The organism is Enterococcus sp. R12 (genome assembly GCF_058135755.1).
The window spans coordinates 1-25,442 of record NZ_CM176874.1 but is presented as its reverse complement, the minus strand read 5'-3'; the positions used below and the strand labels follow the sequence as shown (position 1 = coordinate 25,442).

Annotated in this window: 23 protein-coding genes; 4 read left to right on the top strand and 19 right to left on the bottom strand. The window is 44.8% G+C overall.

The features are described 5' to 3' along the window. Positions 1-35: 35 nt before the first annotated feature. The 3 genes from ACTW1R_RS00115 to ACTW1R_RS00105 all read right to left on the bottom strand — a co-directional run bounded on the left by ACTW1R_RS00115 (position 36) and on the right by ACTW1R_RS00105 (position 3,255). Complete coding sequence (locus ACTW1R_RS00115) at positions 36-1,175, bottom strand: PIN/TRAM domain-containing protein (protein ID WP_005226396.1); 1,140 nt, start codon at positions 1,173-1,175, stop codon at positions 36-38. Positions 1,176-1,330: 155 nt separating this feature from the next. Continuing rightward, entirely contained in the window at positions 1,331-2,701 is a 1,371-nt protein-coding gene (gene radA / locus ACTW1R_RS00110) for a DNA repair protein RadA (protein WP_005226394.1), read from the bottom strand. A 44-nt stretch (positions 2,702-2,745) separates the two neighbouring features. Beyond that, positions 2,746-3,255 carry a dCTP deaminase/dUTPase family protein gene (locus ACTW1R_RS00105; RefSeq protein ID WP_010748479.1) on the bottom strand — a complete coding sequence of 170 codons (510 nt, stop codon included), beginning with the start codon at positions 3,253-3,255 and terminating at the stop codon, positions 2,746-2,748. Between the two features lie 189 nt (positions 3,256-3,444). Between ACTW1R_RS00105 and proB the strand changes: the two genes are divergently transcribed. Together proB and ACTW1R_RS00095 are read left to right on the top strand one after the other, a co-directional pair. Beyond that, positions 3,445-4,260 (top strand): glutamate 5-kinase, encoded by an 816-nt coding sequence (gene proB / locus ACTW1R_RS00100; RefSeq protein WP_005226390.1) that lies wholly within the window; start codon positions 3,445-3,447, stop codon positions 4,258-4,260. Beyond that, a complete protein-coding gene (locus ACTW1R_RS00095; RefSeq protein ID WP_077453230.1) occupies positions 4,257-5,501 on the top strand; it encodes a glutamate-5-semialdehyde dehydrogenase in 1,245 nt (414 codons plus the stop codon). The genes proB and ACTW1R_RS00095 overlap by 4 nt, the downstream gene beginning before the upstream one ends. 104 nt (positions 5,502-5,605) lie before the next feature. On the opposite strand, the gene ACTW1R_RS00090 is transcribed toward ACTW1R_RS00095, so the two are convergent. Next, on the bottom strand, positions 5,606-6,007 hold the full coding sequence (locus tag ACTW1R_RS00090; RefSeq protein ID WP_087626680.1) for a DUF4809 family protein: 402 nt from the start codon (positions 6,005-6,007) through the stop codon (positions 5,606-5,608). 150 nt (positions 6,008-6,157) lie between these two features. On the opposite strand from ACTW1R_RS00090, the gene ACTW1R_RS00085 reads away from it, so the two are divergent. Further along, positions 6,158-6,361: a hypothetical protein gene (locus ACTW1R_RS00085; RefSeq protein WP_010748476.1), complete on the top strand. Its 204-nt coding sequence runs from the start codon at positions 6,158-6,160 to the stop codon at positions 6,359-6,361. A 55-nt stretch (positions 6,362-6,416) separates the two neighbouring features. On the opposite strand, the gene ACTW1R_RS00080 is transcribed toward ACTW1R_RS00085, so the two are convergent. Next, complete coding sequence (locus ACTW1R_RS00080; RefSeq protein ID WP_016608938.1) at positions 6,417-7,235, bottom strand: ZIP family metal transporter; 819 nt, start codon at positions 7,233-7,235, stop codon at positions 6,417-6,419. 208 nt (positions 7,236-7,443) lie between these two features. Between ACTW1R_RS00080 and ACTW1R_RS00075 the strand changes: the two genes are divergently transcribed. After that, entirely contained in the window at positions 7,444-9,066 is a 1,623-nt protein-coding gene (locus tag ACTW1R_RS00075; RefSeq protein ID WP_005226380.1) for an ABC-F family ATP-binding cassette domain-containing protein, read from the top strand. 100 nt (positions 9,067-9,166) lie between these two features. Here the strand turns inward: ACTW1R_RS00075 and ACTW1R_RS00070 are convergent, their stop codons facing one another. The 14 genes from ACTW1R_RS00070 to dnaA all read right to left on the bottom strand — a co-directional run bounded on the left by ACTW1R_RS00070 (position 9,167) and on the right by dnaA (position 25,442). Beyond that, positions 9,167-10,042, bottom strand: coding sequence for a DegV family protein (locus tag ACTW1R_RS00070; protein WP_005226378.1), 876 nt, complete (start codon positions 10,040-10,042; stop codon positions 9,167-9,169). Between the two features lie 140 nt (positions 10,043-10,182). After that, entirely contained in the window at positions 10,183-11,475 is a 1,293-nt protein-coding gene (locus ACTW1R_RS00065) for an adenylosuccinate synthase (RefSeq protein WP_005232916.1), read from the bottom strand. A gap of 247 nt (positions 11,476-11,722) precedes the next feature. Then, positions 11,723-13,093, bottom strand: coding sequence for a replicative DNA helicase (gene dnaB, locus ACTW1R_RS00060; protein ID WP_005226374.1), 1,371 nt, complete (start codon positions 13,091-13,093; stop codon positions 11,723-11,725). Between the two features lie 108 nt (positions 13,094-13,201). After that, entirely contained in the window at positions 13,202-13,654 is a 453-nt protein-coding gene (gene rplI, locus ACTW1R_RS00055; RefSeq protein ID WP_005226371.1) for a 50S ribosomal protein L9, read from the bottom strand. A 15-nt stretch (positions 13,655-13,669) separates the two neighbouring features. Next, on the bottom strand, positions 13,670-15,118 hold the full coding sequence (locus ACTW1R_RS00050) for a GGDEF domain-containing protein (RefSeq protein ID WP_015508681.1): 1,449 nt from the start codon (positions 15,116-15,118) through the stop codon (positions 13,670-13,672). Between the two features lie 240 nt (positions 15,119-15,358). Beyond that, positions 15,359-15,595 carry a 30S ribosomal protein S18 gene (gene rpsR / locus ACTW1R_RS00045; protein ID WP_005226367.1) on the bottom strand — a complete coding sequence of 79 codons (237 nt, stop codon included), beginning with the start codon at positions 15,593-15,595 and terminating at the stop codon, positions 15,359-15,361. A gap of 23 nt (positions 15,596-15,618) precedes the next feature. Then, positions 15,619-16,143 (bottom strand): single-stranded DNA-binding protein, encoded by a 525-nt coding sequence (ssb, locus tag ACTW1R_RS00040; RefSeq protein ID WP_005226365.1) that lies wholly within the window; start codon positions 16,141-16,143, stop codon positions 15,619-15,621. A 43-nt stretch (positions 16,144-16,186) separates the two neighbouring features. Then, positions 16,187-16,486, bottom strand: coding sequence for a 30S ribosomal protein S6 (gene rpsF / locus ACTW1R_RS00035; protein ID WP_005226363.1), 300 nt, complete (start codon positions 16,484-16,486; stop codon positions 16,187-16,189). A 263-nt stretch (positions 16,487-16,749) separates the two neighbouring features. Beyond that, a complete protein-coding gene (gene gyrA / locus ACTW1R_RS00030; protein WP_325836623.1) occupies positions 16,750-19,275 on the bottom strand; it encodes a DNA gyrase subunit A in 2,526 nt (841 codons plus the stop codon). A gap of 23 nt (positions 19,276-19,298) precedes the next feature. Next, the gene (gyrB, locus tag ACTW1R_RS00025; protein ID WP_005226359.1) at positions 19,299-21,248 is read right to left on the bottom strand and encodes a DNA topoisomerase (ATP-hydrolyzing) subunit B; all 1,950 of its coding nucleotides are present in this window, start codon (positions 21,246-21,248) and stop codon (positions 19,299-19,301) included. Between the two features lie 5 nt (positions 21,249-21,253). Then, positions 21,254-22,366, bottom strand: a complete 1,113-nt coding sequence (gene recF, locus ACTW1R_RS00020; RefSeq protein WP_489927364.1) for a DNA replication/repair protein RecF — start codon at positions 22,364-22,366, stop codon at positions 21,254-21,256. Continuing rightward, the gene (gene yaaA, locus ACTW1R_RS00015) at positions 22,353-22,592 is read right to left on the bottom strand and encodes a S4 domain-containing protein YaaA (protein ID WP_008376781.1); all 240 of its coding nucleotides are present in this window, start codon (positions 22,590-22,592) and stop codon (positions 22,353-22,355) included. Before yaaA ends, recF begins: the two co-directional genes overlap by 14 nt. Before the next feature lie 222 nt (positions 22,593-22,814). Further along, positions 22,815-23,945 (bottom strand): DNA polymerase III subunit beta, encoded by a 1,131-nt coding sequence (dnaN, locus tag ACTW1R_RS00010; protein WP_005226354.1) that lies wholly within the window; start codon positions 23,943-23,945, stop codon positions 22,815-22,817. Between the two features lie 159 nt (positions 23,946-24,104). Further along, positions 24,105-25,442, bottom strand: coding sequence for a chromosomal replication initiator protein DnaA (gene dnaA, locus ACTW1R_RS00005; RefSeq protein ID WP_015508676.1), 1,338 nt, complete (start codon positions 25,440-25,442; stop codon positions 24,105-24,107).

Below are 25,442 nucleotides of genomic sequence, written 5' to 3'. Positions count from 1 at the left end.
AGGCAGCTGGCATATTTTACGCCAGCTGCCTAGGATTATTTCTCTGATTTCGATCCTTCTTTGTTGTCGATGCCGCGACCAGAATGGGCTGGTTTGGCAAAAATCATCCGCCCAGCTGCCGTTTGCAAGGCGCTGGTGACGATCACTTCGATGTGTTCATTCATGTAATGCTGGCCATCTTCCACCACGACCATCGTCCCGTCATCTAGATAAGCGACCCCTTGCTGGCGCTCCGTGCCAGCTTTCACCACTAAGACGTGCATGCTTTCTCCTGGAATCACCACTGGTTTGACCGCATTGGCTAACGCATTGATATTCAAGACAGGCACATTTTGAAATTCAGAAACTTTGTTTAGATTGTAATCATTGGTCACGACGACACCATCCAGCATCTTCGCTAACTTGATCAGCTTGCTATCAACTTCGGAAATGTCTTCAAAATCGCCTTCATACATCTCAACTGCGATGCCTTCTTCTTTTTGCAAAGCATTCAAAATATCCAAGCCGCGGCGGCCCCGAACCCGTTTCAAACTATCGCCAGAATCTGCGATGTATTGCAATTCGTACAAGACAAAATTCGGGATCAGCAAGACGCCTTCTAAAAAGCCTGTTTTAGCAATGTCATAGATCCGACCATCAATGATCACGCTGGTATCCAAAATTTTGTATTTGTGGAAGTGGTCCGCGATCTTTCTTTCCAGCATCTGCTGTTCATCTTGCTCTTGGGGCTCTGCCTTTTTGTTTTTCGGGGCAAAGACTTTTTTCCATTCATCGATCCGTGTCGTCCCGATCTGAAAACCGAGATACCCTAACAGGACCATCACTAAGATTGGGGCGATCCCGTTGATAAAAGGAATATCCCAATTGTAAAAAGGAATCGACACGATCACACCGATCATCAGACCGATGATCGAACCAATTGCGCCAAACAAGAGATACGTTAAGCTCAATTCACTTAGTTTTTCTTCAATTTTGCGAATACCGGCTGCAATATATTTCGCTAATAGTAAAGATAATAAAAAGAAAATAAGGGCTCCAAGCAAACTATTAGTGATGTTATTATTCAGCCATTCATTTTGGGTTTGCCCAATGGCTTGCCATGCGATAGGCATCAGTGAGATCCCCAGACTTGCTCCGGCAAGTACCATTAGTGCGGTAATGACTCGTTTCTGCATACATGTTCCTCCATACTCCAGTAGGTTTCTTTTGTTCAAAAATCCGGCTCCTTCCGCCAGTCAACGGCTGTCGGTCGGTTGGTTCAAACGAATGAATCAGCAGCGTCAGGGCAAGAGGAGAGGCGATTGCCCCTTGCTCTTGCATTGACTCCACTTTAACGGAAGACTTTCCGCAAGGTTTCGGCTAAGGTAGACACGCCTTCGACTTCGATGCCTTTGGGCGGCTGCCAGCCAGTCAGATTATTTTTCGGCAAATAAACTTTCGTAAAACCTAGTTTTTGCACCTCTTTGACCCGTTGCTCGATCGCGTTGACTCGGCGAATCTCACCCGTCAAGCCAATTTCACCGATAAAACACTCCGTCGGGCTGGTGCCTTTTTCTTTGTAGCTAGACGCGATACTAACAGCGATCGCTAGATCGATCGCAGGTTCATTTAATTTGACCCCGCCGGCTGCTTTTAAGTAGGCATCTTGATTTTGCAGCAGCAAGCCTGCCCGTTTTTCTAAAACCGCCATGATCAGCGAGACGCGGTTGAAGTCTAGCCCCGTCGTCGTGCGTTTGGCATTGCCGAACATCGTTGGCGTGACCAGTGCTTGGATTTCCACCAAGATTGGCCGACTGCCTTCCATTGCCACTACGATCGCCGATCCAGTTGCGCCTTCTAAGCGTTCTTCCAAAAAGACTTGTGACGGATTGGCGACTTCTTTCAACCCGCCTTCTTCCATTTCAAAAATCCCGATCTCATTGGTGGACCCAAAGCGGTTTTTTACGGCCCGCAAAATTCGAAAACTGTGGTGCTTTTCGCCTTCGAAATACAAGACGGTATCCACCATATGCTCCAGCATCCGCGGTCCTGCGATCGAGCCTTCCTTCGTCACGTGGCCAACGATAAAGATGGCGATGCCATTGGTTTTGGCGATTTTCAGCAATTCTGCGGTCGTTTCTCGCACTTGGCTGACACTGCCTGCCACGCTGGTGATATCCGGTTGGGTCATGGTTTGGATCGAATCGATGATCACATAATCTGGGCGGATGTTTTCGATCGCTTTACTGATCTCTGACATGTCCGTTTCCCCATAGAGATAAAATTCTGTGTCGATGGCGCCTAAGCGCTGCGCCCGCATTTTGATTTGTTCGGCACTTTCTTCTCCTGACACATACAAGACCGTCCCGCCGATCGCTGCTAATTGCTGGGAAACTTGCAAGAGCAGCGTCGATTTTCCGATCCCTGGATCCCCACCGATCAAAATCAAGGAGCCTGGGACCACGCCGCCACCTAAGACGCGATTCAACTCAGCGAGTTTCGTTTGGACCCGCGGTTCTTTTTTCGGTACGACATCGGCGATTTTCGTCGGCTGCATCTTTTGCCCCGTCAATGTCGTACGTACTCGACGATCGGCGGTTTCTTGGATCACTTCTTCCACCATTGAATTCCAGCTGCCGCAATTGGGGCATTTCCCTAAATATTTAGGGGAACTATACCCACAATTTTGACAGACAAATTGACTTTTTGCTTTTTTTGCCATTGATCTCCTCCACTACTTCTATCAAACAGACCCCCAGGCAGGATTTACTGATTCGAGGAGCCAAAGCCGCCGGTTCGGCTGGCAGTGGTTGTATCTTGATCAGCTTTTAAGAACGGCAAGAAAATTCCTTGGCCGATCCGTTCGCCTTTTTTAATGACGACATCTGTGGGGCCGAAATTGGTAAACTGAAACATGATATGCCCTTCATTATCTGGATTGTCATAGTAATCGCTGTCGATGACGCCGACACCATTCGTCAAGACTAAGAAACGTTTCAAAGGATTGCTGGAACGATTTGTCAGCTGCAAATACTCGTCTTCCCCCATATAGGCTTTGATCCCCGTGGGAATCAAGGTTGGCTTCAACTGTTTTGCGGTCTCTTTCGCAAAAAGCGCTTTGACCCCGTCGATCACGCCCGCTTTCCAAATGCTTGGCACCACGATTTCTTCCGCTGCTTCAAAGTCGTAACCAGCCGCATGATGGGTGGCACGTTGAGGCAAGGTGATGCTTTTTTCTTTATATGCTGTAATAATTTCAAATCCTCGTAATTTCATGGGTTCCTCCAATAATAAAACATATAGCTATTTTAGCATAGGAAGAACTATTTTCTTCATGGAAAACACAATTATCGAAAAGTCTTTACAATTTCTTCGTTTAAAAATAGACCAAAAAGAAAAAAGGACATGACGAAACGCCCGTTTGCGAGTACAATAGAAAAAATATCAAAAAATAGGCGGTGGCATATGCGCGCAGATCTTTCAAACAAAAACCGAATCGTTGTAAAAATCGGCACCAGCTCGTTGATTTATCCCAATGGTGCCATCAATCTAGCTGGCATCGATGAATTAGCCTTTGTCTTAGCAGCTTTGCAAAACCAAGGCAAAGAAATCATCTTAGTTTCTTCTGGTGCGATCGGTGTTGGCATGAACAAGTTGAATTTGAAAGAACGACCCGTGGAGATCCCGCAGCAGCAAGCCGTGGCAGCCGTTGGCCAATCAGAACTGATGACGATCTACAACCAGCGTTTTCAAAGCTATAGCCAGCAGACTGCACAGATCCTGCTGACCAGAGACATCATCGAATTCCCCCAAAGCCGTCAAAACGTTAGCAACACCTTAGAGCAATTACTTACGATGGGGATCATCCCGATCATTAATGAAAACGACACGGTGGCAGTGGATGAATTGGACCATCTCACCAAATTTGGCGACAATGACCAGCTGTCAGCGATCGTCGCTCAGTTGACGAAAGCCGAGCTTTTGATCATGCTTTCTGATATCGACGGCTTTTATTCCGCCAATCCGCTGAATGATCCTGAGGCTGTTTTGTATTCCGAGATCAATGAAATCACCCCGGAACTTTTAGAACAAGCTACGGGAAAAGGCAGTCCTTATGGAACCGGCGGTATGACCAGCAAATTAAAAGCCGCTCAACGTATCTTAGACTTGAACAGTCACATGCTGCTGGCTAACGGCAAGCAGCCGAAAATTATTTTTGACTTGCTCGCAGGGGAACCTGTCGGCACCCACTTTTATCAACGAACGGAGGATGAGCAATGAGCAATTTACAAACGATCGGTCAACAAGCACAAGCAAGCGCCCAGGCATTAAGCTTACTGAGTGCCAGTGAAAAAAACCACCTACTGGCAGCGATGGCCGATGCTTTAGAAAAAGCTACCGAGAAGATTTTAGCTGCTAATCAACAAGATCTAACCGCCGCAAAAGCCAAAGGAACCAGCCAAACGATGCTAGATCGTCTGTTGCTGACAGAACAACGGATCACCGAGATGGCTAACGGCATCCGAGAAGTCGCCCAATTGCCCGATCCAATCGGTGCCGTGGATAAAATGTGGCGCAATGCTGACGATCTTTTGATTGGTCAACAGCGGGTGCCTTTAGGGGTCATCGGCATCATCTACGAAGCCCGCCCTAATGTCACTACTGACGCGGCTAGTCTGTGTTTCAAATCAGGAAATGCCGTGATTTTGCGTGGCGGAAAAGAAGCCTTCCACTCCAATCAAGTCCTCGTGACTATTTTACAAGAGGCATTAGCTGCCAACGGACACTCCCGCCATGCGATCCAGTTTATCGAAGACACGAGCCACGAAACAGCGGCTGAGCTGATGCGGCTGACAGATTACTTGGATGTTTTGATCCCCCGGGGGGGCGCCGGCTTGATTCGTCGTGTCAAAGAGACCGCCACAGTACCAGTGATCGAAACCGGCACCGGCAACAACCATATCTACATCGACCAAGCAGCCCAGCTGCCGATGGCTCTGGCGATCGTCACGAATGCAAAGACGCAACGCCCTTCTGTCTGCAATGCCATCGAAACGATCCTCGTCCATGAAGCAGTGGCGGCAGAATTTTTGCCTATGGTAGAACAGCAATTTGCCGATCAAGTCGAATTGCGAGGAGATGAAAAAGCGTTGGCGTTTTTGAACAACGCGCAGCTTGCCACTGAAGAGGACTGGGCAACCGAGTTTTTAGACTATATCTTAGCGATCAAAGTGGTGGCTTCGCTAGAAGAAGCCATTGCCCACATCAATCGCTACAATACGAAGCACTCTGAAGCGATCATCACCGATGATTATTTCGCTTCCCAACGCTTCTTGAAAGAAGTTGATGCGGCGGCGGTTTACGTCAATGCCTCGACCCGTTTCACCGATGGCTTTATGTTTGGCTTTGGTGCCGAGATCGGCATCTCGACGCAAAAACTCCATGCCCGTGGGCCAATGGGGTTAGAAGCACTGACTTCTACCAAATACATTATTTATGGCGAAGGCCAGATCCGTAAGTAACGATACGAAAAAAACAGCCACTTGCTGTCATGACTCCCAATAGTTAGACTAAAAAGCTAACTTTAAAAGGTCGGTACATGCGCAAGCGGCTTTTTTTCGTCCTCTCATGCTTGTGCAGCCCGCAGAACGAAGGAAATCGGTTCGATGCCAAACAATTCTGTCAGCACTCGATTGGTTGTGGCAAAGACGTCAGCTTCGCAACTCTTTTTCGGACAAGAAATCGTCTTTCCTTTGCTGGAAAACGTATCCTGACGGTTGCCCTCTACGAAAATTACTTCTTGCGTTCCTTTTTGATAGATCAATCCTTCGTCTTCTTCTAATAATAAGCGAGTCTGCCACTGATTGATCTGGGCAATTGGCATCACCAATGCAGCAGCATCCAAGTTTTCTAACGAAAAACGACGACCATCCGGCAGCTGCAGCGTGAAGGTATTGAGTTCATAAGGCAAACAGGCATTGCACCCTCCTTCTGTGATGACTTGGCTCGTGAGAATTTCTGCATTCATTCTTTTTGACTCCTTTCATGATTCATTCATGTTTAGTTTATCACAAACCTATGGCGCACGGCGGAGCAATTATTCCGTCTTAAGTTGGATGTGTTTCTTTTTCTTTCTTGTTATGCTTGGGATAAGAAAAAAAGTCTAGGAGGAGTCACAATGAATACAGAAAGTTTATTAGGAAGAATCGTTACTGTCGTGGCAGTTTTAATCGCAGCATCCCTTGTTTTATCCGTTGTATTAGGCATTATTGGTGGGTTGATCGGATTGGTCTTCCGTTTCGGGATTCCTTTGCTGCTAGCCGTTTTGATCGTTCGCTGGTTAACATCGATTCGCCAAAAGCCAAGAAAATATTATCGTTAATTACAAGTAAATCAAAAACACCTGACTTTTGGAAAGTCAGGTGTTTTTTTATCGATCAGCCTAATGCTACATCTAAAACCATCATTAAGATAAAGCCTAGCATGACGCCAAAGACCGCAAAATGGCGGCGACTAGACAAGGTTTGCTGCGCTTCTGGAATCAATTCTTCCACCACTACATAGATCATAGCACCCGCTGCAAAAGCCAACGCATACGGCAAGACAGCGGACATACTCGTTACTAGCAAAGCTCCGATCACACCGGCGATCGGTTCTACGATCCCTGACGCTTGCCCGTACATAAAGGCTTTGGTTCGGCTTAACCCTTCTTGGCGCAAGGGGATCGAAACGGCTGCGCCTTCTGGAAAATTTTGGATCCCGATCCCGATCGCTACCGAAAGCGCCGCTAAGATCGCTGCTCGCGGATCATCGGCACTAGCCGCCGCCCCAAACGCTACCCCTACCGCCAAGCCTTCTGGGATATTATGCAGCGTGATGGAAAAGACCAGCAAGATCGTTCGCTTCAAATGACTGGGCAAACCTTCTGTTTCATGATTCGGACCAAAATGCATATGCGGGAGCGTCTTATCTGCTGCATATAGAAACAAACCACCCAATCCAAACCCGATGCTGACCACAAGCCACGGAATGTCGCCATTTTCTTCGGCTCGTGCGATCGCAGGATCTAATAACGACCAGAAACTAGCAGCGATCATCACGCCAGAGGCAAACCCCAGCATCGTATTCAGGACATTTTTATTGATTTCTTTGAAGAAAAAGACTAGCGCTGCCCCAAGCGCCGTCATACCATACGTAAAGATTGTCCCCGCCAACGCTTGCTGCCATGGCGACAATCCAACCAACCAATCCACCATTCGTCTGCTCCTTTGTCTAACTATTCTACCAATACTCTAGCATAGGAAGCCGTCAGGTTCTACTAGGAAGGCAGCAGCAGCCAAAATTTTTCTTTCACCAGCCCTAAGCCTTTCCTGATGAAATCCTCGGCTTTACTTGAAAGTTTCAACATTCATCGCTATAATGCTAGGAGACTCCATGTCAATTTATATAAAGTGAGGAAAAGAATTGATTACAGTAAGTGATGTAAGTTTGCATTTTTCAGACCGCAAACTGTTTGATGATGTTAATATTAAGTTTACGCCTGGTAATTGTTATGGTTTGATTGGTGCAAATGGTGCTGGTAAATCAACTTTTTTAAAAATTTTATCTGGTGAGATCCAACCTTCGACCGGGAATGTTTCTTTAGGTCCTGATGAACGGATGGCTGTCTTGAAGCAGAACCACTATGATTACGAAGAGTTTCCAGTGATCGAAACGGTCATCATGGGCCATAAACGTCTCTACGAAGTGATGAAAGAAAAAGACGCGATCTACATGAAGGAAGACTTTTCTGATGAAGATGGGATTCGTGCCGCCGAACTAGAAGGCGAATTTGCGGAACTTGATGGCTGGGAAGCAGAGCCCGAAGCAGCGGTTCTTTTGCAAGGCTTGAACATTCCCGATGAATTGCATCATGTCTTGATGAAAGATCTAACTGCTGGTCAACGGGTGAAAGTCTTACTGGCACAAGCCCTTTTCGGCAAGCCAGACGTCTTGCTCCTAGATGAGCCTACCAACGGATTGGATATCCAATCTATCAACTGGTTAGAAGAGTTTCTGATCAACTTTGACAACACCGTCATCGTTGTTTCCCATGACCGCCACTTCTTAAATAAAGTTTGTACCCATATGGCCGATCTAGACTTCGGCAAAATCAAATTGTTTGTCGGCAACTATGATTTCTGGTTGGAATCAAGCCAATTAGCTGCGAAATTACAATCCCAATCAAATGCCAAAAAAGAAGAGCAGATCAAAGAACTGCAAGACTTTATCGCACGCTTTAGTGCCAATGCATCAAAATCCAAACAAGCAACATCTCGGAAAAAAATGTTGGATAAAATCACTCTTGATGATATTCAACCTTCGTCTCGCCGCTACCCGTTTGTCGGTTTTAAACCAGAACGTGAAATCGGGAATGACTTGCTGCAAGTCGACAATGTCAGTGTGACGATCGATGGCAAAAAGATTTTAGACAATATCTCTTTCACCTTGAATAAAGACGACAAAGTCGCTTTTGTTGCCAATAGCGATATCACCACCACGACGCTATTCAAAGTCATCATGGGGGAAATCACTCCTGATACAGGTAGTGTTCGTTGGGGCGTGACCACGCAGCATGCCTACTTGCCAAAAGATACGACCAGCGAATTTGATACGGATACCCCGATCGTTGATTGGTTGCGTCAATACGCAAGCAAAGAAGAAGACGACAATACCTTCTTGCGCAGCTTCCTAGGTCGCATGTTATTCTCTGGTGACGAAGTATTAAAACCCGTCAATGTTCTTTCCGGGGGCGAAAAAGTTCGCTGCATGTTGTCGAAAATGATGCTTTCAAAAGCCAACGTATTGGTATTGGATGATCCAACCAATCACTTGGACTTAGAATCGATCACCGCATTAAACGATGGCTTGATGGCCTTCACCGGCTCATTGTTGTTTGCTTCTCATGACCACCAATTTATTCAAACCCTTGCGAACCGTATCATTGCGGTCTCTAGCAAAGGCGTGGTGGATCGTGCCGAAACGACCTACGATGAATTCTTAGAAAACAAAGATGTCCAAAAACGCGTAGCAGAAATGAATCAATAAGCTGCTTTTGAAAAAAAGAACGCTCCAGTTGCCCGCCACCAAGGCTGCAACTGGAGCGTTTCTTTTATTTTTCCTAGGTGCTTCGGGTATTTTTGGCAGGTTACGCTTGTTCTAAACGGGCTTTGCCGAATGAAAACAGCGCCAAGCAGCCGTAGCCGGTATGACTGGAGATCGTTGGACCTAATGGATAATGATGAATAATAATGTCAGGAATTTTTTCGGTCAAACGTTTGATGACTTTCTCCGCCGCTTCGGCATCGCCAGCATTGGCAAAATAAACCGTATTGGTTTTTGATTCGTGAAGATTGGCGATGGTTTGATCTACGATTTTTTGGATCGCTTTGTTGCGTCCCCGCACTCGATCAACGCTGCGTAATTTTCCCGCAGTATCGACGGTAATAATTGGTTTCACGTTCAGCAATCCGCCGATCGCTGCCGCCGTTTTAGAGATTCTGCCGCCGCGTTCCAATTGTTTTAAATCGTCGACGGTGACCCATGAATCTAAACGCAGTTTGTTTTCTTCTACCCATTGGCTGACTTCTAGCAACGAACGTCCTTGGGCTTTTTGTTGGGCTGCTTCAGCCACTAAGAAGCCTTCGCCTAAACTCGCAGAGCGCGTATCGATCAAGGTGATCGCAACTTCTTTGTATTCTTCTTTTAGTAAGGCTACGGCTTGGACGGCACTTTGGAATGAGCCGCTCATTCCTGAAGAAAAACCTAAATAAAGGACCGGTGTGCCCGCTTCGACATATGGCCGAAAATACTCCATATAACGTCCGACATTGATTTGAGAAGTTGTCGGCTGCGCATGCTCTTTTAGTTTTCCTAAAAACCATTCCGTATCAAATTCTTTGCCCATATCATCGATATATTCTTTGCCGTCTAATTCGATCAGCATCGGAATATACGCAACATCTAGCTCCGCTAATCTTGCTGCTGGTAAATCACAGCAGGAATCTGTCATGATTTGAAACATGGTTTCACCCCTCTCGTTACCCCCTATTATAGCAAAAAAAGAACAAGACAGAAGAAATTCTCATCAAAAGCAGCCAAACTTATCGTTGACTGCTTTTGACACAGGAGTTCTTCGTCTTGTTCTGAAGCTTTTGCGTCAGATTAGATTTGCGCCCAAACACTTTCTAAAATGTTGGTTTGGCTGCGGTCTGGTCCTACCGAGAAGGTCGAAATGCGGACACCGACTAATTCAGAGATGCGGTGAACGTAATTGCGTGCATTTTCTGGCAGATCTGCTAATGTTTTGCAGCCAGTAATGTCTTCAGACCAGCCAGGAAGTTCTTCGTAGACTGGTTTGCAGCGGTTCAACTCTTTCAAGCTTGCTGGGTAATGATAGATCAATTCACCATCTAGTTCATAAGCGGTACAGATCTTCACGGTTTCTAAACCGCTCAAAACATCGATCGAGTTAAGGGATAGGTTTGTAATCCCTGAGACCCGTTTTGAATGGCGCATCACGACGGTATCAAACCAGCCCACACGGCGAGGACGTCCTGTCGTTGTTCCGTATTCACGACCGATCTTACGAATTTGTTCACCTGTTTCATCAAACAGTTCCGTTGGGAAAGGACCATCTCCTACCCGAGAGGTGTAAGCTTTGCAGACACCAACGACTTTGTTGATTTTTGAAGGACCCACACCACTACCAATAGTGACTCCCCCAGCAACGGGGTTGGATGATGTCACGAAAGGATAGGTTCCTTGGTCGATATCCAGCATCACGCCTTGTGCCCCTTCAAATAAAACCCGTTTGCCTTCATCTAAGGCATCGTTAAGGATCACCGAAGTATCCGTCACATATTTTTTGATTTGTTGGCCATATTCGTAATACTCTTCAAAAATGTCTTCAAAGGCGATTGGCTCTGCGTCAAACATTTTCACGAATTGACGATTTTTTTCTTCTAAGTTGATACGCAGACGTTCTTCAAAAATTTCTTTGTCTAAAAGATCAGCGATCCGAATGCCGACTCTGGCAGCTTTATCCATATAGGCTGGTCCAATCCCTTTGATCGTCGTACCGATCTTGTTGTCACCTTTGGCATCTTCTTGCAGCTGATCCAAATGGATATGGTAAGGTAAAATAACATGAGCACGATCAGAGATCTTTAAGTTTTCTGTTATTATATTGTTTTCTTTCAAGTATGCTAATTCTTTAACTAATGATTTCGGGTTCACAACGACCCCGTTTCCAATGACACTGATTTTATCTGCATAAAAGATCCCAGAAGGAATCAAATGCAGTTTATAGGTCACACCGTCAAATTTAATCGTATGGCCGGCATTGTCTCCACCTTGATAACGTGCAATGACTTCCGCGTTTTCACTCAAAAAGTCCGTAATCTTTCCTTTACCTTCATCGCCCCATTGTGTACCTACTACTACTACAGATGACATATAATGACCTCTTTCTTTAATTAGTGCATTCCTTAAGTATTGTAACAAGATTCGCAAGCTCTTTCAATCTAAAATCGAATAATCGTTTTAAATTCTCATTTTTCAGGGGTAAAAAACGAACTATTTTCTTCTCAATAATTATTTATACACGTAAAAACGAATAAAGTCAGCACATAAAAAAAGCCCTGCTGCCATCAGCGCAATGCAGACGGCAGCAGGAGCCTTGGTTTCTCACATCGTTGGTGTCTTACCCGAACTCTTCTCGCGGCGAGACCGAGGAGAACTTATTGTATTCTTTGATAAATAGAAGTTCGACGGTCCCTCGGGCACCACTCCGGTTTTTCTCGATAATGACTTCGATCACATTGTTGTTTTGTTGTTCTTCTGGTTCATCGTCATCATCGCCTTCGCTGCGGTAGTAGTCATCTCGGTACAAGAAAGCAACGATATCGGCATCCTGCTCGATCGATCCTGATTCTCGGATATCACTTAAAACAGGACGCTTGTCTTGTCGTTGTTCCACACCCCGAGAAAGCTGAGACAGTGCGATCACTGGCACTTTTAATTCCTTCGCCAGTTTCTTTAATTGGCGAGAGATCTCAGAGACTTCTTGTTGGCGGTTTTCGCGACCCGTTCCTTCAATCAGCTGCAAATAGTCGATCAAAATCAAGCCGAGATTGCCTTTTTCTTGCGCCAGTTTCCGACAACGCGCCCGAATCTCAGAGATCTTGATCCCAGGGGTATCATCGATATAGATATTGGCGTTAGAAAGACTGCCCATGGCAACGATCAAATTGCGCCACTCTTCTTCTGAGAGCTGCCCCGTCCGCAAGTGACTGGCCTCAATCGAGCCTTCCGCACAAAGCATCCGGTTGACCAATGATTCAGCCCCCATTTCCAGACTAAAGATCGCTACGGAACGATCGGTTTTCGTTCCGACATTTTGCGCGATATTCAAGGCAAACGCGGTTTTCCCTACCGCGGGGCGGGCAGCGAGAATAATCAGCTCTTCTTTTTGCAGCCCCGCCGTCATTTTGTCTAAAGCCGCATAACCCGTAGGTAATCCGGTGATTTCTTCATTGTTTTGCGCCAACTGATCGATCGTTTCGATCGTCCGATTCAAGACTTCCGCTATCGATTGGAAGCCATTGCTATTGCGCTTTTCGGATACTTCTAAAATACTTTTTTCTGCTTGATCAATGATCGACTGCACATCTTCATCTTGTTCAAAGCCTTTGGTTACGATGCGGCTCGCTGTTTGGATCAGATTGCGTAACGTGGCTTTGTCGTCAACGATCTTCGCATAATAAGCAATACTTGCTGCTGATGGTGAAGCTTGACTCAATTCAGTCAGATACGTCAGGCCGCCAACATCTTCAAGACTGTTGCTTTTTTCAATTTCTGCTTTCAACGTAATCAAGTCGATCGATTCACTACGGTCGTTCAACTGGATCATTGCTTGAAAAATTATTTGATGGCTGCGGCGATAAAAATCTTCTGGGGCGATTACTTCCATTGCATCGATGATCGCATCGGCATCTAAAAAGACTGCCCCAAGGACCGCTTGTTCCGCTTCAATATCTTGTGGGGGAACTTGATTTTGCCAAACTTCATTCATGCCATTCGCTCCTTCGTCCATTCATTCTACAAGATTCCCATCCAAAGTACAAGATTGCTTGGACGTTTGCCGAAAAAAACCCCAACATGTGACTGTTGGGAGTAATGCTTATTCTTGGATGGTATGAACATTGATCGTTGCTGTTACTTGTGGGTGCAATTTTACAGGTACTTGCGTAAAGCCTAATGCACGGATCGGCTGATCCAATTCGATTTTGCGTTTGTCGATTTTGATTTTGTATTGCTTGTTCAAGGCATCTGCGATTTGTTTTGATGGGATCGAACCGAACAAGCGGCCATCTTCCCCTGCTTTGGCATTGATCTTCACAACGGTTTCTTCTTTTTCAAGAAGTGCTTTTAACTCTTTCGCTTCTGCTAAGACTTCTGCGTCTTGTTTTTCTTTGGCTTTTTGTTTGCCTTTTAATTCTGCCATGCTTTCATTGTTGGCAGGTTTGGCTAAGTTGTTTTTGATCAGAAAGTTTTGTGCGTAGCCATTAGGGACTTCCTTGATATCGCCTTTTTTGCCTTTGCCTTTGACATCTTGTAAGAAAATAACTTTCATCTTGGTCACTCCTTGTTATTGTTCATTTTTCGTTAATTCCGCTCGCAGCTGGTTTTCTACATCACCAATGCTGCTGTTCTTTATTTGCGTGGCTGCGTTGGTAAAATGTCCGCCGCCGCCTAATGCCTCCATCAAGGTTTGTACATTGACTTTACCAGTGCTTCTAGCACTGATACCGATCAAATCTCCTGGTTGTTTAGTAATGACAAATGCGGCATGGATCCCATTGATCGATAGCAGAGTATCGGCCGCTTTCGCAACAGTGACACTATCGTACACCCGATCTTCATCCGCTGCAGCAATCACGATATCTTCTCGGAAATGCTGGCTGCGAGAAACCAGTTCACTGATCATCAAATAGGAATCGAGATCCGTACTCAACATGTATTGAACCAATGACGTATCTGCGCCTTGGTTTTTCAAATAACCAGCAATATCAAAGGTCCGACCAGTGGTTCGCACCGTGAAGTTCTTCGTATCCACGTAGATGCCCGCTAATAAGGAAGTCGTAATAAATTTCGGGACTTGCGATCTGCGAGAAGCACGATACTGGATTAATTCTGCTACCAGTTCCGATGCCGAAGACGCGGAAGATTCAATATACGTTAAGAGTGGCTTATCGGGAAACTCATCCCCGCGACGATGGTGATCGATCACTGCGATTTTGTCAAATTCATCATAGACCGCTTGCGAGATCGACATCGACGGCTTATGGTAATCTACCATCACTAAGACACTTTCTTCATTTGATAAATTAACTGCTTCTTCCCCAGTGATCACAAATCGTTCCAGCTCGGGGTATTTTTTCAATTCTTCCAATGCCCGCTGAATGTCTGCGGTGATCTCTTTTGGATTTAAAATGATGTAGCATTCTTTGTCGCTCATCATCGCCATGTAAGCCACCCCAAAAGCCGAACCTAAGGCATCCATGTCTGGGTAACGATGACCCATGATAAAGATCCGCTGGTTTTCAGCAAAAATCTTTCTCAACGCCGTACTCATGGCACGAGAACGAACACGCGTTCTCTTGGGTGTGCCGTCTGTATTGCCACCAAAGAATTGCGGTTTTGCTTCTTCTTTGGCTTCTTTTAAAACGACTTGATCACCGCCACGAACTAACGCAATGTCGAGATTGTTTTGTGCCACTTCCCCGATCTCTTCAAAAGACTCTTCCCCATAGGAGATCCCCATACTGATCGTTAATGGCAGATCATTTTTTTCCGCAACTTGCCGTACTCTAGTCAAAAATTGGAATTTTTCTTCCTTCATCCGCTCAATATCTGAATACTTCGCGACGAAAAGAAACCGCTCGGAATTGATTCGTTTGTAAAAAACATGATTCTCACTTGCCCAATCAGAAATCAATGTCGTGATCAGCGAGTTCAAATAAGAAACTTGTTTGTCGTCTTTTTTCTCAATCAAATCATCGTAATTATCAATTGAAATCAACCCAATTGCTGCCATCTTTTTTACCCCTCAATGTATCATTCCATTTTTTTGAAGCTTTGTTCCTTATTTTACCACAAAACAATCAAATAGGCGATTGATGCAAAAAAGTTCCACGTGAAACTTTTTTGGTGAACCAACTAGGAAAAAATTTCTATCATTCGTTATTCTATCTATATATAAAATAACAAGTTACTCTTCGCTGGATAAAAAAATTGACAAGCTTCAAAAGAAACTTGTCAATAAAAATCATTCGATTTATTCTTCGCCTACGAATGGAAGTAATCCCATGATACGCGCACGTTTGATTGCAATGGTAAGTTTGCGTTGGTTTTTCGCACCAGTACCAGTTACACGACGTGGTAAGATTTTACCGCGTTCTGAAATGAAACGTTTTAGTAATTCAATATCTTTATAATCGATATGTTCAATATGGTTTGCAGCAATGTAGTCTACTTTACGACGTTTGCGTCCGCCTCTTCTTTGTTGTGCCATCCTATTTCCCTCCTATCAATTTCTTAGAATGGTAAATCATCGTCTGAAATGTCGATTGATGAGTTTCCGAATGGATCGGAGTTGTCTCGATCAAAATTAGGCATTCCTGATGGTTGAGAGGATTGAGTTTGATTTGAGTTATTGTTACCAAATCCAGAAGAACTGTTTGAGTTATACGTATTGTTACTGCCAGATCCGCTATCAGTTGTGCGTCTTTGCTCGGAAGCATTCCGCGACTCTAATAATTGGAAGTTGTCAGCAACGACTTCTGTTACATAAACACGTTGGCCTTGTTGGTTGTCGTATGAACGGGTTTGAATACGTCCAGTAACCCCTAATAAAGTTCCTTTGCGTGCATAGTTTGCTAATGTTTCCGCTGGTTTTCTCCAAATAACACAGTTGATGAAATCAGCTTCGCGCTCTCCACTTTGGTTGGTAAAATTGCGGTTTACCGCCAAGGTAAAGGTTGCGACACCAGTGCCATTAGAAGTGTAACGTAAATCAGGATCTTTGGTTAGTCTTCCTACTAGTACAACATTATTAATCAAAGTTCATCATCTCCTCATCGCTTTTGTTTCATGTGAAACAATATTATGCTTCTTCTTTGACAATCATGTGACGGATAATGTCATCATTGATTTTCGCAAGACGGTCAAACTCGTTGATTGCACTTGCAGTTGTTGAAGAAGAAACTTTAACGATGTGATAGATACCCTCACGGAATCCATCCATTTCATACGCTAGACGGCGTTTTTGCCAATCTTTTGATTCGATAACTTCAGCGCCGTTATCAGTTAAGATTGAGTCAAAACGAGCGATCAATGCGGCTTTTGCTTCTTCATCAATGTTTGGACGAATGATATATAAAATCTCATATTTCGTGTTTTCCATTGATTTTTCACCTCCCTGTGGACTTTGGCCCCTAGTTTTCTAGGAGCAGAGAGAGTGGTCTAATTAGACTACTCACAAATAATTATTATACACTTTTTTCGTCCTTACTGCAAGCTGTTTTTTTGCGTCCCTGCATCTACCCATCACCGCAAACAATCGCTTACACTGATAAATACGTCAGCTTCTGCCGATTTTTTGAAAAAGAATAGGAAGACAGCAACCTGCAGGTTCGCAGGTTGCTGTCTTCCTAGAAAACGTATTGCTTATTCTTGTGTATCCGTGGTGTCTTCCGTTGTTTCTTCCACATCTGGTACGTCTTGTACCGCTGTTTCTTCAGCAGTCGCTAGTTCTTCTTCGACTTCTGGTTCAACCGTTGCCATCGTCACTACTTTGGCATTGTTTTCCATCTTCATCAAACGAACCCCTAAGGTTGCCCGACCAGTTTGGGAAACAGTCGCTACATTGAAACGAATCAAGACGCCTTTATCGGTGATCACCATGATGTCTTCCTCACCGCTGACCGTCGTCAAGCCGGCTAATGGACCGTTTTTCGCCGTAATGTTGGCTGTTTTGATCCCTTTTCCGCCACGACCTTTGATTGGGTATTCAGAGCCTTTGGTACGCTTGCCATAGCCGTTCTCAGTGATGACCAAGACTTCACTGTCTTCTGTGATCACTGCAGCGCCTACCACGTAGTCTCCGTCTCTTAGACGAATGCCTCGCACACCAGCAGCTGTTCGGCCCATATCCCGCACAAGCGCTTCTTTGAAGGTCACAGAGTAGCCATCGTGGGTTCCGATGATCACGACATCTTCGCCGTGGGTTTCAATTACGTTGACCAACTCATCATTTTCCCGAAGACCGATCGCAATCAGACCATTGGCACGGATATTTGAAAAGGCCGTCACTGAGGTCCGTTTGACCACACCTAGACGCGTCGTGAAGAACAAGTAGCGTCCTTCTTGAGGCCCACCAGAAGCCGAAATGATCGCTTCGATCCGTTCGCTAGAATCGATCCCTAGGAGATTGATCACAGGGATCCCTTTGGCTGCCCGACCATACTCAGGAATTTCATAGCCTTTGGCTTTGTAAACTTTCCCTTTATTGGTGAAGAACAGTAATGTGTCATGAGTCGAACAAGAAACCAACGTCTTCACGAAGTCTTCATCGTGGATCCCCATTCCTTGAACGCCACGTCCGCCGCGGCGTTGTGCACGGAATTCAGACTTAGCTACTCGTTTGATGTACCCATTGTTCGTCAAGGTAATGACGATTTCTTCTTCTTCGATCAAATCTTCATCTTCAAGACTTAAGACTTCCCCAACCAATAATTCAGTCCGGCGATCATCACCAAAGCGTTGGCCTAATTCTTGCAACTCCGTTTGGATGATCTCTAGGACTCGTTGTGGATTTGCTAAAATGTCTGTCAAATCAGCGATAAATTCTAACAAGCCTTGGTACTCGCTTTCGATCTTGTCGCGTTCCAAACCAGTCAAGCGACGCAAACGCATATCTAAAATCGCTTGCGCTTGGCGATCGGACAATTTGAAGCGCTCCATCATGCTATTTTTCGCTTCATCATCAGAATTTGATGCCCGGATCAAAGCAATGATCTCATCGATATGATCCAATGCGATCCGTAATCCTTCCAAGATGTGGGCACGAGCTTCTGCTTTGTTTTTATCAAACTGTGTCCGACGAGTCACCACTTCTTGTTGGTGCTCGATGTAGTTTTCTAAAATTCGTTTCAAGCTCAAAATCTTCGGCACGCCTTTTTCAATGGCTAACATATTAAAGCCAAAAGAAGATTGCAGTGCAGTCATTTTGTAGAGATTGTTTAAGATCACCGACGCACTGACGTCGCGACGAACGTCGATCACGATCCGCATGCCTTCACGAGATGATTCATCCCGCAGATCGGTGATTCCTTCGATCCGTTTGTCACGGTGCAGCTCAGAGATCCGTTCGATCAACTTCGCTTTATTAACCATATACGGCAATTCAGTCACTAAGATCCGTTCTTTGCCGTTGGGCATTTCAGTCACTTCGACTTTTCCGCGAACAGTGATCGAACCTTTCCCTGTTTCATAGGCACGGCGAATACCGGATTTTCCCATCACGATCCCGCCAGTTGGGAAGTCTGGTCCTGGTAGGACTTCCATCAATTCACTCGTTGTAACTTCTGGATTTTCCATCAATAGATCGATGGCTGCAATGACTTCATTCAAGTTATGAGGCGGGATATTGGTCGCCATCCCAACAGCGATCCCAGTCGTCCCGTTGACCAAAAGGTTCGGGAAGCGGGCAGGTAATACCGCTGGTTCTCGTTCTGTATCATCATAGTTGCTTTGGAAATCAACGGTATCTTTGTTGATGTCCCGCAGCATCTCCATCGCCAGTTTACTCATGCGGGCTTCGGTATAACGCATCGCAGCGGCACCGTCACCATCGACTGAACCAAAGTTTCCATGGCCATCGACTAGCATGTAGCGATAGCTAAAGGGCTGTGCCATCCGCACCATTGATTCATAGATCGCACTGTCCCCATGGGGATGGTATTTCCCCATGACATCGCCGACGATCCGGGCTGATTTTTTATGGGGCTTGTCTGGTGTGACCCCTAATTCATTCATTCCATATAAAATTCGGCGGTGAACCGGCTTTAAGCCATCCCGCACATCTGGTAAAGCCCTAGCAACAATTACACTCATTGCATAATCGATAAAGGACTCGCGCATTTCACTGGTCAGATTGACGTCATGAATATTTTGTTTTGCTTCTTCACTCAAGCTGTTTCCTCCTCTACGATTGGCTAGATGTCAAGATTTTTCACGTAGTGCGCGTTTTCTTCGATAAAGGCCCGTCTTGGTTCGACGCGATCCCCCATCAGCATTTCAAAAATTTGATCGGCTTCTATGGCATCATCTACGCTGACCCGCAGCATCATCCGATTTTCAGGGTCCATCGTGGTTTCCCATAACTGGTGGTCATCCATTTCCCCTAGACCTTTGTAGCGTTGAACCGTTGGTTTTGGTGTCGCAGGCAGTGATTCAATCGTATTTTTCAAATCTTGTTCGGCATTCTTGCCGGGTTGGATATAGTGGATATTTTTCCCTTGTTTGACACCGTACAATGGCGGTTGTGCGATATAGACATAACCAGCTTCAACGATTGGACGCATATAACGATAGAAAAGCGTCAAAAGCAGGGTCCGGATATGGGCACCATCGACATCGGCATCGGTCATGATAACTAGCTTGTGGTAACGGGCTTTTGCTACATCAAAATCAGCACCAAACCCAGTTCCCATTGCTGTAAACAATGAACGGATCTCTTCGTTTGCTAAGATTTTGTCCATGCTGGCTTTTTCGACATTTAAAATCTTCCCACGGATCGGTAAGATCGCTTGGAATTCGCGACTGCGGCCTTGTTTTGCTGAACCGCCGGCAGAATCTCCTTCGACGATAAACAGTTCGCATTTTTCTGGATCATTACTGGAACAGTCGGCTAATTTCCCAGGTAAGTTACTGATTTCTAACGCACCTTTTCGGCGAGTCATTTCTCGGGCACGTTTGGCTGCTTGACGGGCTTTTGATGCCAAAAGTCCTTTTTCCACGACTTGACGACCCACATTCGGGTTTTCCATCAAGAATTTCGTGAAATGTTCGGAAAAAAGACGATCAGTGACTGTCCGCACTTCGGAATTTCCTAATTTGGTTTTCGTTTGTCCCTCAAACTGAGGATCTGGATGCTTGATAGAGATAACTGCCGTCAATCCTTCCCGAACATCTTCTCCGGTCAGGTTTTCGTCGTTTTCTTTCATCAATTTTGACTTGCGGGCGTAATCGTTGATCACCCGTGTCAAGGCAGTCTTAAACCCGAATTCATGGGTTCCGCCTTCATAGGTATGGATGTTGTTGGCAAAACTCAACAGATTGCTGTGGTAGCTATCGGTATATTGCATGGAAACTTCAACCGTGATTCCTTGTTGTTCTCCTTCTAAGTAGATCGGATCTGGGAAAATCACTGTCTTACTTGCATTCAAATGCTCCACATAGCTCTTGATCCCACCGTCGTAATGATATTCTTTCAAGACGGGTTTTTCTTCCCGTTTGTCTTCGATCGAGATTTTTAAGCCACGGTTCAAGAAGGCTAATTCCCGAACCCGTGTCGCTAATTTATCAAAATTGAATACGGTTGTTTCCGTAAAGATCTCTGGATCTGGAACAAAGTGGACGGTCGTTCCGTGGCGGTCGGTTTCATCGATCACTTTCAAATCATCAACGACTGCCCCACGATGGTATTCTTGATAATACACTTTGCCTTCTTTATAGACTTTTACGTCTAAAGTCGTGGATAACGCATTAACGACGGAGGACCCTACCCCGTGCAGTCCACCAGATACTTTGTAGCCGCCACCGCCGAATTTCCCGCCGGCATGCAGGATCGTAAAGACGGTTTCTACCGCTGGACGGCCTGTTTTGGCTTGGATATCAACGGGGATCCCCCGACCGTCATCGACGACCGTAATACTATTATCTGGTTCAATGATCACTTGAATACTTGAGGCAAAGCCTGCTAGTGCTTCATCGATCGAGTTATCGACGATTTCCCATACTAAGTGGTGCAAACCTTCTGAACTGGTAGAACCAATATACATCCCAGGTCGTTTGCGGACGGCTTCTAGTCCTTCCAGCACTTGGATCTGACTGGCATCATAGGCTTTTGCACGTTCAACTAAGCTTTTTTCTTCTTCTGTCATTCAGTCTATTCTCCTTTAATATGTCCTTGCTCTACATAAAAAATCTCTGCTTCCACAGACATTTTGTCTTTCACATGTTCTAATGTCGTCGTTGTCAGAAAGGTCTGAACTTTTCCTTCAATGGTCTCCAATAAATGCAGTTGTCGGGAATCATCCAGCTCACTCATAACGTCATCTAATAAAAGGACGGGATATTCCCCCGTTTCTTCTTTCATCAAATCGATTTCTGCCAATTTAACACTTAAGGCGGTCGTTCGCTGCTGTCCTTGCGAACCAAAGGTCTGAACATTTTTCTCATTGATCAAAAAATCCAGATCGTCTCGATGGGGACCTGCCAACGTGACTTGCCGAAATCGTTCACGGTCTTTGACTTGTGCCAAGGCTTTGACAAATTGCTGTTGGATCTCCTCCAGCGTACTCGCCTCACCGGGCACATTCGATAAGTAGTCGATCTGCAAGGTTTCTTTTCCTTGGCTGATCTTTTGGTGCAGCTGATTTGCCCAATACGCCAAGCGCTGAACAAATCGTTGTCTGGATAAAATGATTTTACTGCCGAAAGCCACCAGCTGTTCCGTTAAAACATCTAAATAGATCTCATCGGTCTGTTTTTTTTCATTCAGCTGTTTTAAGTATTGATTGCGCTGTTTCAAAACGGATTGGTATTGAACGAGATCATAGAGATAGATTGGATCGATCTGCCCAATTTCCATATCGAGAAATTTGCGGCGGACTTGGGGACTTCCTTTTACAAGGGAGAGGTCTTCTGGAGCAAATAAAATGACATTCAACTGCCCTATGTAACTACTGAGCTTTTTTTGCTCAATGTGGTTTACTTTCGTTTTTCGTCCTTTTTTTGACAAAAACAGTTCTAACGGGATCGTTGAGCGTCCCCGACTGACACTGCCAGAGATCCGCGCCCCTTCTGTGTCCCAGCGGATAAGCTCTTGCTCGCTGGAGGTGCGGTGGCTTTTGGTCATCGCCAATACATAGATACTTTCTAAAATATTGGTTTTTCCTTGCGCGTTTTCGCCTAAAAAAATGACCAGACCTTTCTCAAAAGTCAGTGTCAGCGAATCATAGTTCCGATAATTGCTTAAATGCAACTCATTCAGCCGCATCGGCGTCTTCCTTCTTCACCATAAAAAAAGTACCTTCATCAGGTAGCTCAACACGCATTCCCGCATACAATTTGCGCCCTCGTCGATTTTCTGGCTCGCCGTCGACAAAAACGGTGTGCTCTGCAAGGTACCATTTCGCTTGGCCGCCGCTGCTGATCACACTGACTTCTTTGAGCATTTGTCCAAGTGTCATGTATTCCGTTTCTAACGGTATTTGCATTTTCATAATTCCCCTCAATTCTATCAAAGAGCGTTTAGCTCTATTATACTCTTTTTTTGCCAAGAAAACAAATTCATCGGCATATTTTTCATTCTCAGAAGACTTACTGCTTTTAGATAAAAAAGAAGCCAAAATAGAAAAAAGGGCTTAAAAACGATTTTAAGCCCTTTTAACTCATTTATTCATTTTCAGATGATTGTTTCAACTTTTTTCAAAAGACATGAAAAACTAGTTGGTCCGCACCGGTGTGATCAGCTGGATAAAGCTGCCTTTGCTCTCTGTCGGCTCCAATGTAAAGGGACGGATCGCTGAGATAAAGCGGATCACGATGCTGGTGTCACCAAAGGCTCGTAGTGCTGCTTTCATATAGTCAGGATTGAAAGAGATCTCTAATGGGTCGCCGGTCACTTTTTCAAAAGAAAGATCTTCTTCCACTTTCCCGATTTCTGGTGAGTTTCCGTATAAGACAACGGCTTCTTCGGAGATCGCCAAACGAACGATGTTGTTACGGCCTTCATGAGAAAGCAATGACGCCCGTTCGATGGCTTGTAACAATTCTGGGACAGAAAATTCAATCTCAGTATTGAAGCTTGAAGGAATCAGACGGTTGGTATCTGGGTAAGTTCCTTCCAATAAACGAGAATAGAATTTCATGGTTTTCGTTTGGAACAACACTTGGTTATCCATAATGCTGATTTGGATCGCTTCTTCTTCATCTGTTAAGGAACGAGAAAGTTCCGTTAAGCTTTTGCCAGGAATCACGATGTTGAAGGCTGTTTCTCCGCTTTCCAATGGAATCACCCGTTGGCTCAAACGGTGTGAGTCCGTCGCAACAGCTAATAATTTTTGATTTTCTAAGACAAAGTGGACCCCAGTCAAGATCGGACGGCTTTCGTGTTGCGAAACCGCAAAGACTGTTTCACTAACGACCTTATTCAATACGTGCGCTGGAATCTCGATCGAATCTTGACTTTCGACAACTGGTAAATGTGGATAACTATCGGCATCCAAGCCGTTGACGGTAAAGTTGGCTTTTCCAGAAGTGATCGCTACTTGATTATTGTCTAAAACTTCTAACGTTAAGGTACTTTCAGGTAAACGACGAACAATTTCGCTGAAGAAACGTGCTTGTAAAACGATCGCTCCTGTTTTTTCGATTTGCATTTGCGCTTTTTCGTTTTCCACACTTAAAAAAGTTTCAATGGAAATATCGGCGTTGCTCCCAGTCATGGTCAATCCTTTTTCGGAAAGGGATAATTTTACTCCAGTTAAGATCGGGATGGTGGTTTTGGTTGAAATCGCCCGTTGGACAGTTTGTAATTCTTGCATGAACTCTGTTCGGTTTAAAGTTAGCTTCATAGCGATACTCCTTTAATTTATAGTTATTAAATAAAAGTAATAGTAGTAATAGGCTTGTTAGTAATGTGGATAACTCGAGAAAAGAGTGATTAGACTAACGAAAATGCCTGTGAATAACTTGTGGACAACTTTTTTGGTTCTTCTTTTCTTATCCACAGATCAGCTGAAGAGGATTTGTTTGATTTCAGCGATCTCATTTTTGATCGTGGGATCTGTTTCGACTAAATGCTGAATTTTTTCATGGGCATGAATGACCGTTGTATGGTCTTTGCCGCCAAATTCGCCGCCGATTTTTGGTAAAGAACTATCGGTCAATTCTCGAGAGAGATACATCGCGATCTGGCGTGGGACAACGATGCCTTTGACCCGTTTTTTCCCTTTTAGATCATTGACATGAATGTGATAGTATTTTGCGACTTCTTCTTGGATCTGCAAAATCGAAACTTGGGTCGAGCCATGGCTTGATTTCAAGGCTTTGATGGCTTCAGCTGCCAAGCTCGTTGTAATGTCTGAGTTTTGCATCGTAGCAAAAGCTTGCACCCGCACGAGTGCTCCTTCAAGTTCTCGGATATTCGAATCGATCTGCCCAGCGATATAACTTAAGGTATCGTCGGGGATCTCCAAGCGTTCGGCTTCGGCTTTTTTCCGCAAAATCGCAGTCCGCGTCTCTAGATCCGGCGGGGTGATATCAACGGATAAGCCCCAAGCAAAACGGGAAACCAAACGTTCCGGTAAAGTCGGGATCTCATTTGGCAAGCGATCACTTGTCAGGACGATCTGTTTATTATTGCGATACAGTTCTTCGAAGGTATTAAAGAATTCTTCTTGGGTTCCTTCTTTATTGACTAAGAATTGAATATCATCCACCAGCAAAAGATCAACATTGCGGTATTCGTTTCGAAAATCTTCCATTTTGTTCTTTTGAATAGAAGTAATGAAATCATTGGTGAAATTTTCACTACTAACGTACTTGATTTTGGCATTGGGACGTTTCAGCAACATTTGATGACCGATCGCGTGCATCAAGTGGGTTTTCCCTAAACCAACGCCACCATAGAAGAACAGCGGATTATAAATAGACCCAGGATCTTCTGCAACAACTAAAGCAGCAGCGTGGGCCATCTGATTGCCTTTCCCGATGACAAAGGTATCAAATGTGTATTTTTCATTTAAGATCGATTTCGGCGGCCGCTCGTTTTCTTCTGCAGCTGTTTGAATAGTAGAAGGGGCTGTTTTTAAAGCTTCTGCTTCTTCGACAGTCACAAAACTAGGAATCAATTCTTCACCAGTTTTCATAAATCCCATTTCAACAATTTTGGCAGCTAGATTTTTTTCCCAATAAGATTTATGAAGATCGCTGGGTACTTCGATCAGCAGCTGATTTTTTTCAAACGACAAGACATTGGCAGTCTCGATCCAAGCACTATAACTGGCCGGATTCAGCTCTTCTTTAAAGGAACGTTGAAGATCTTGCCAAATAGAATCAGCAGATGGCAT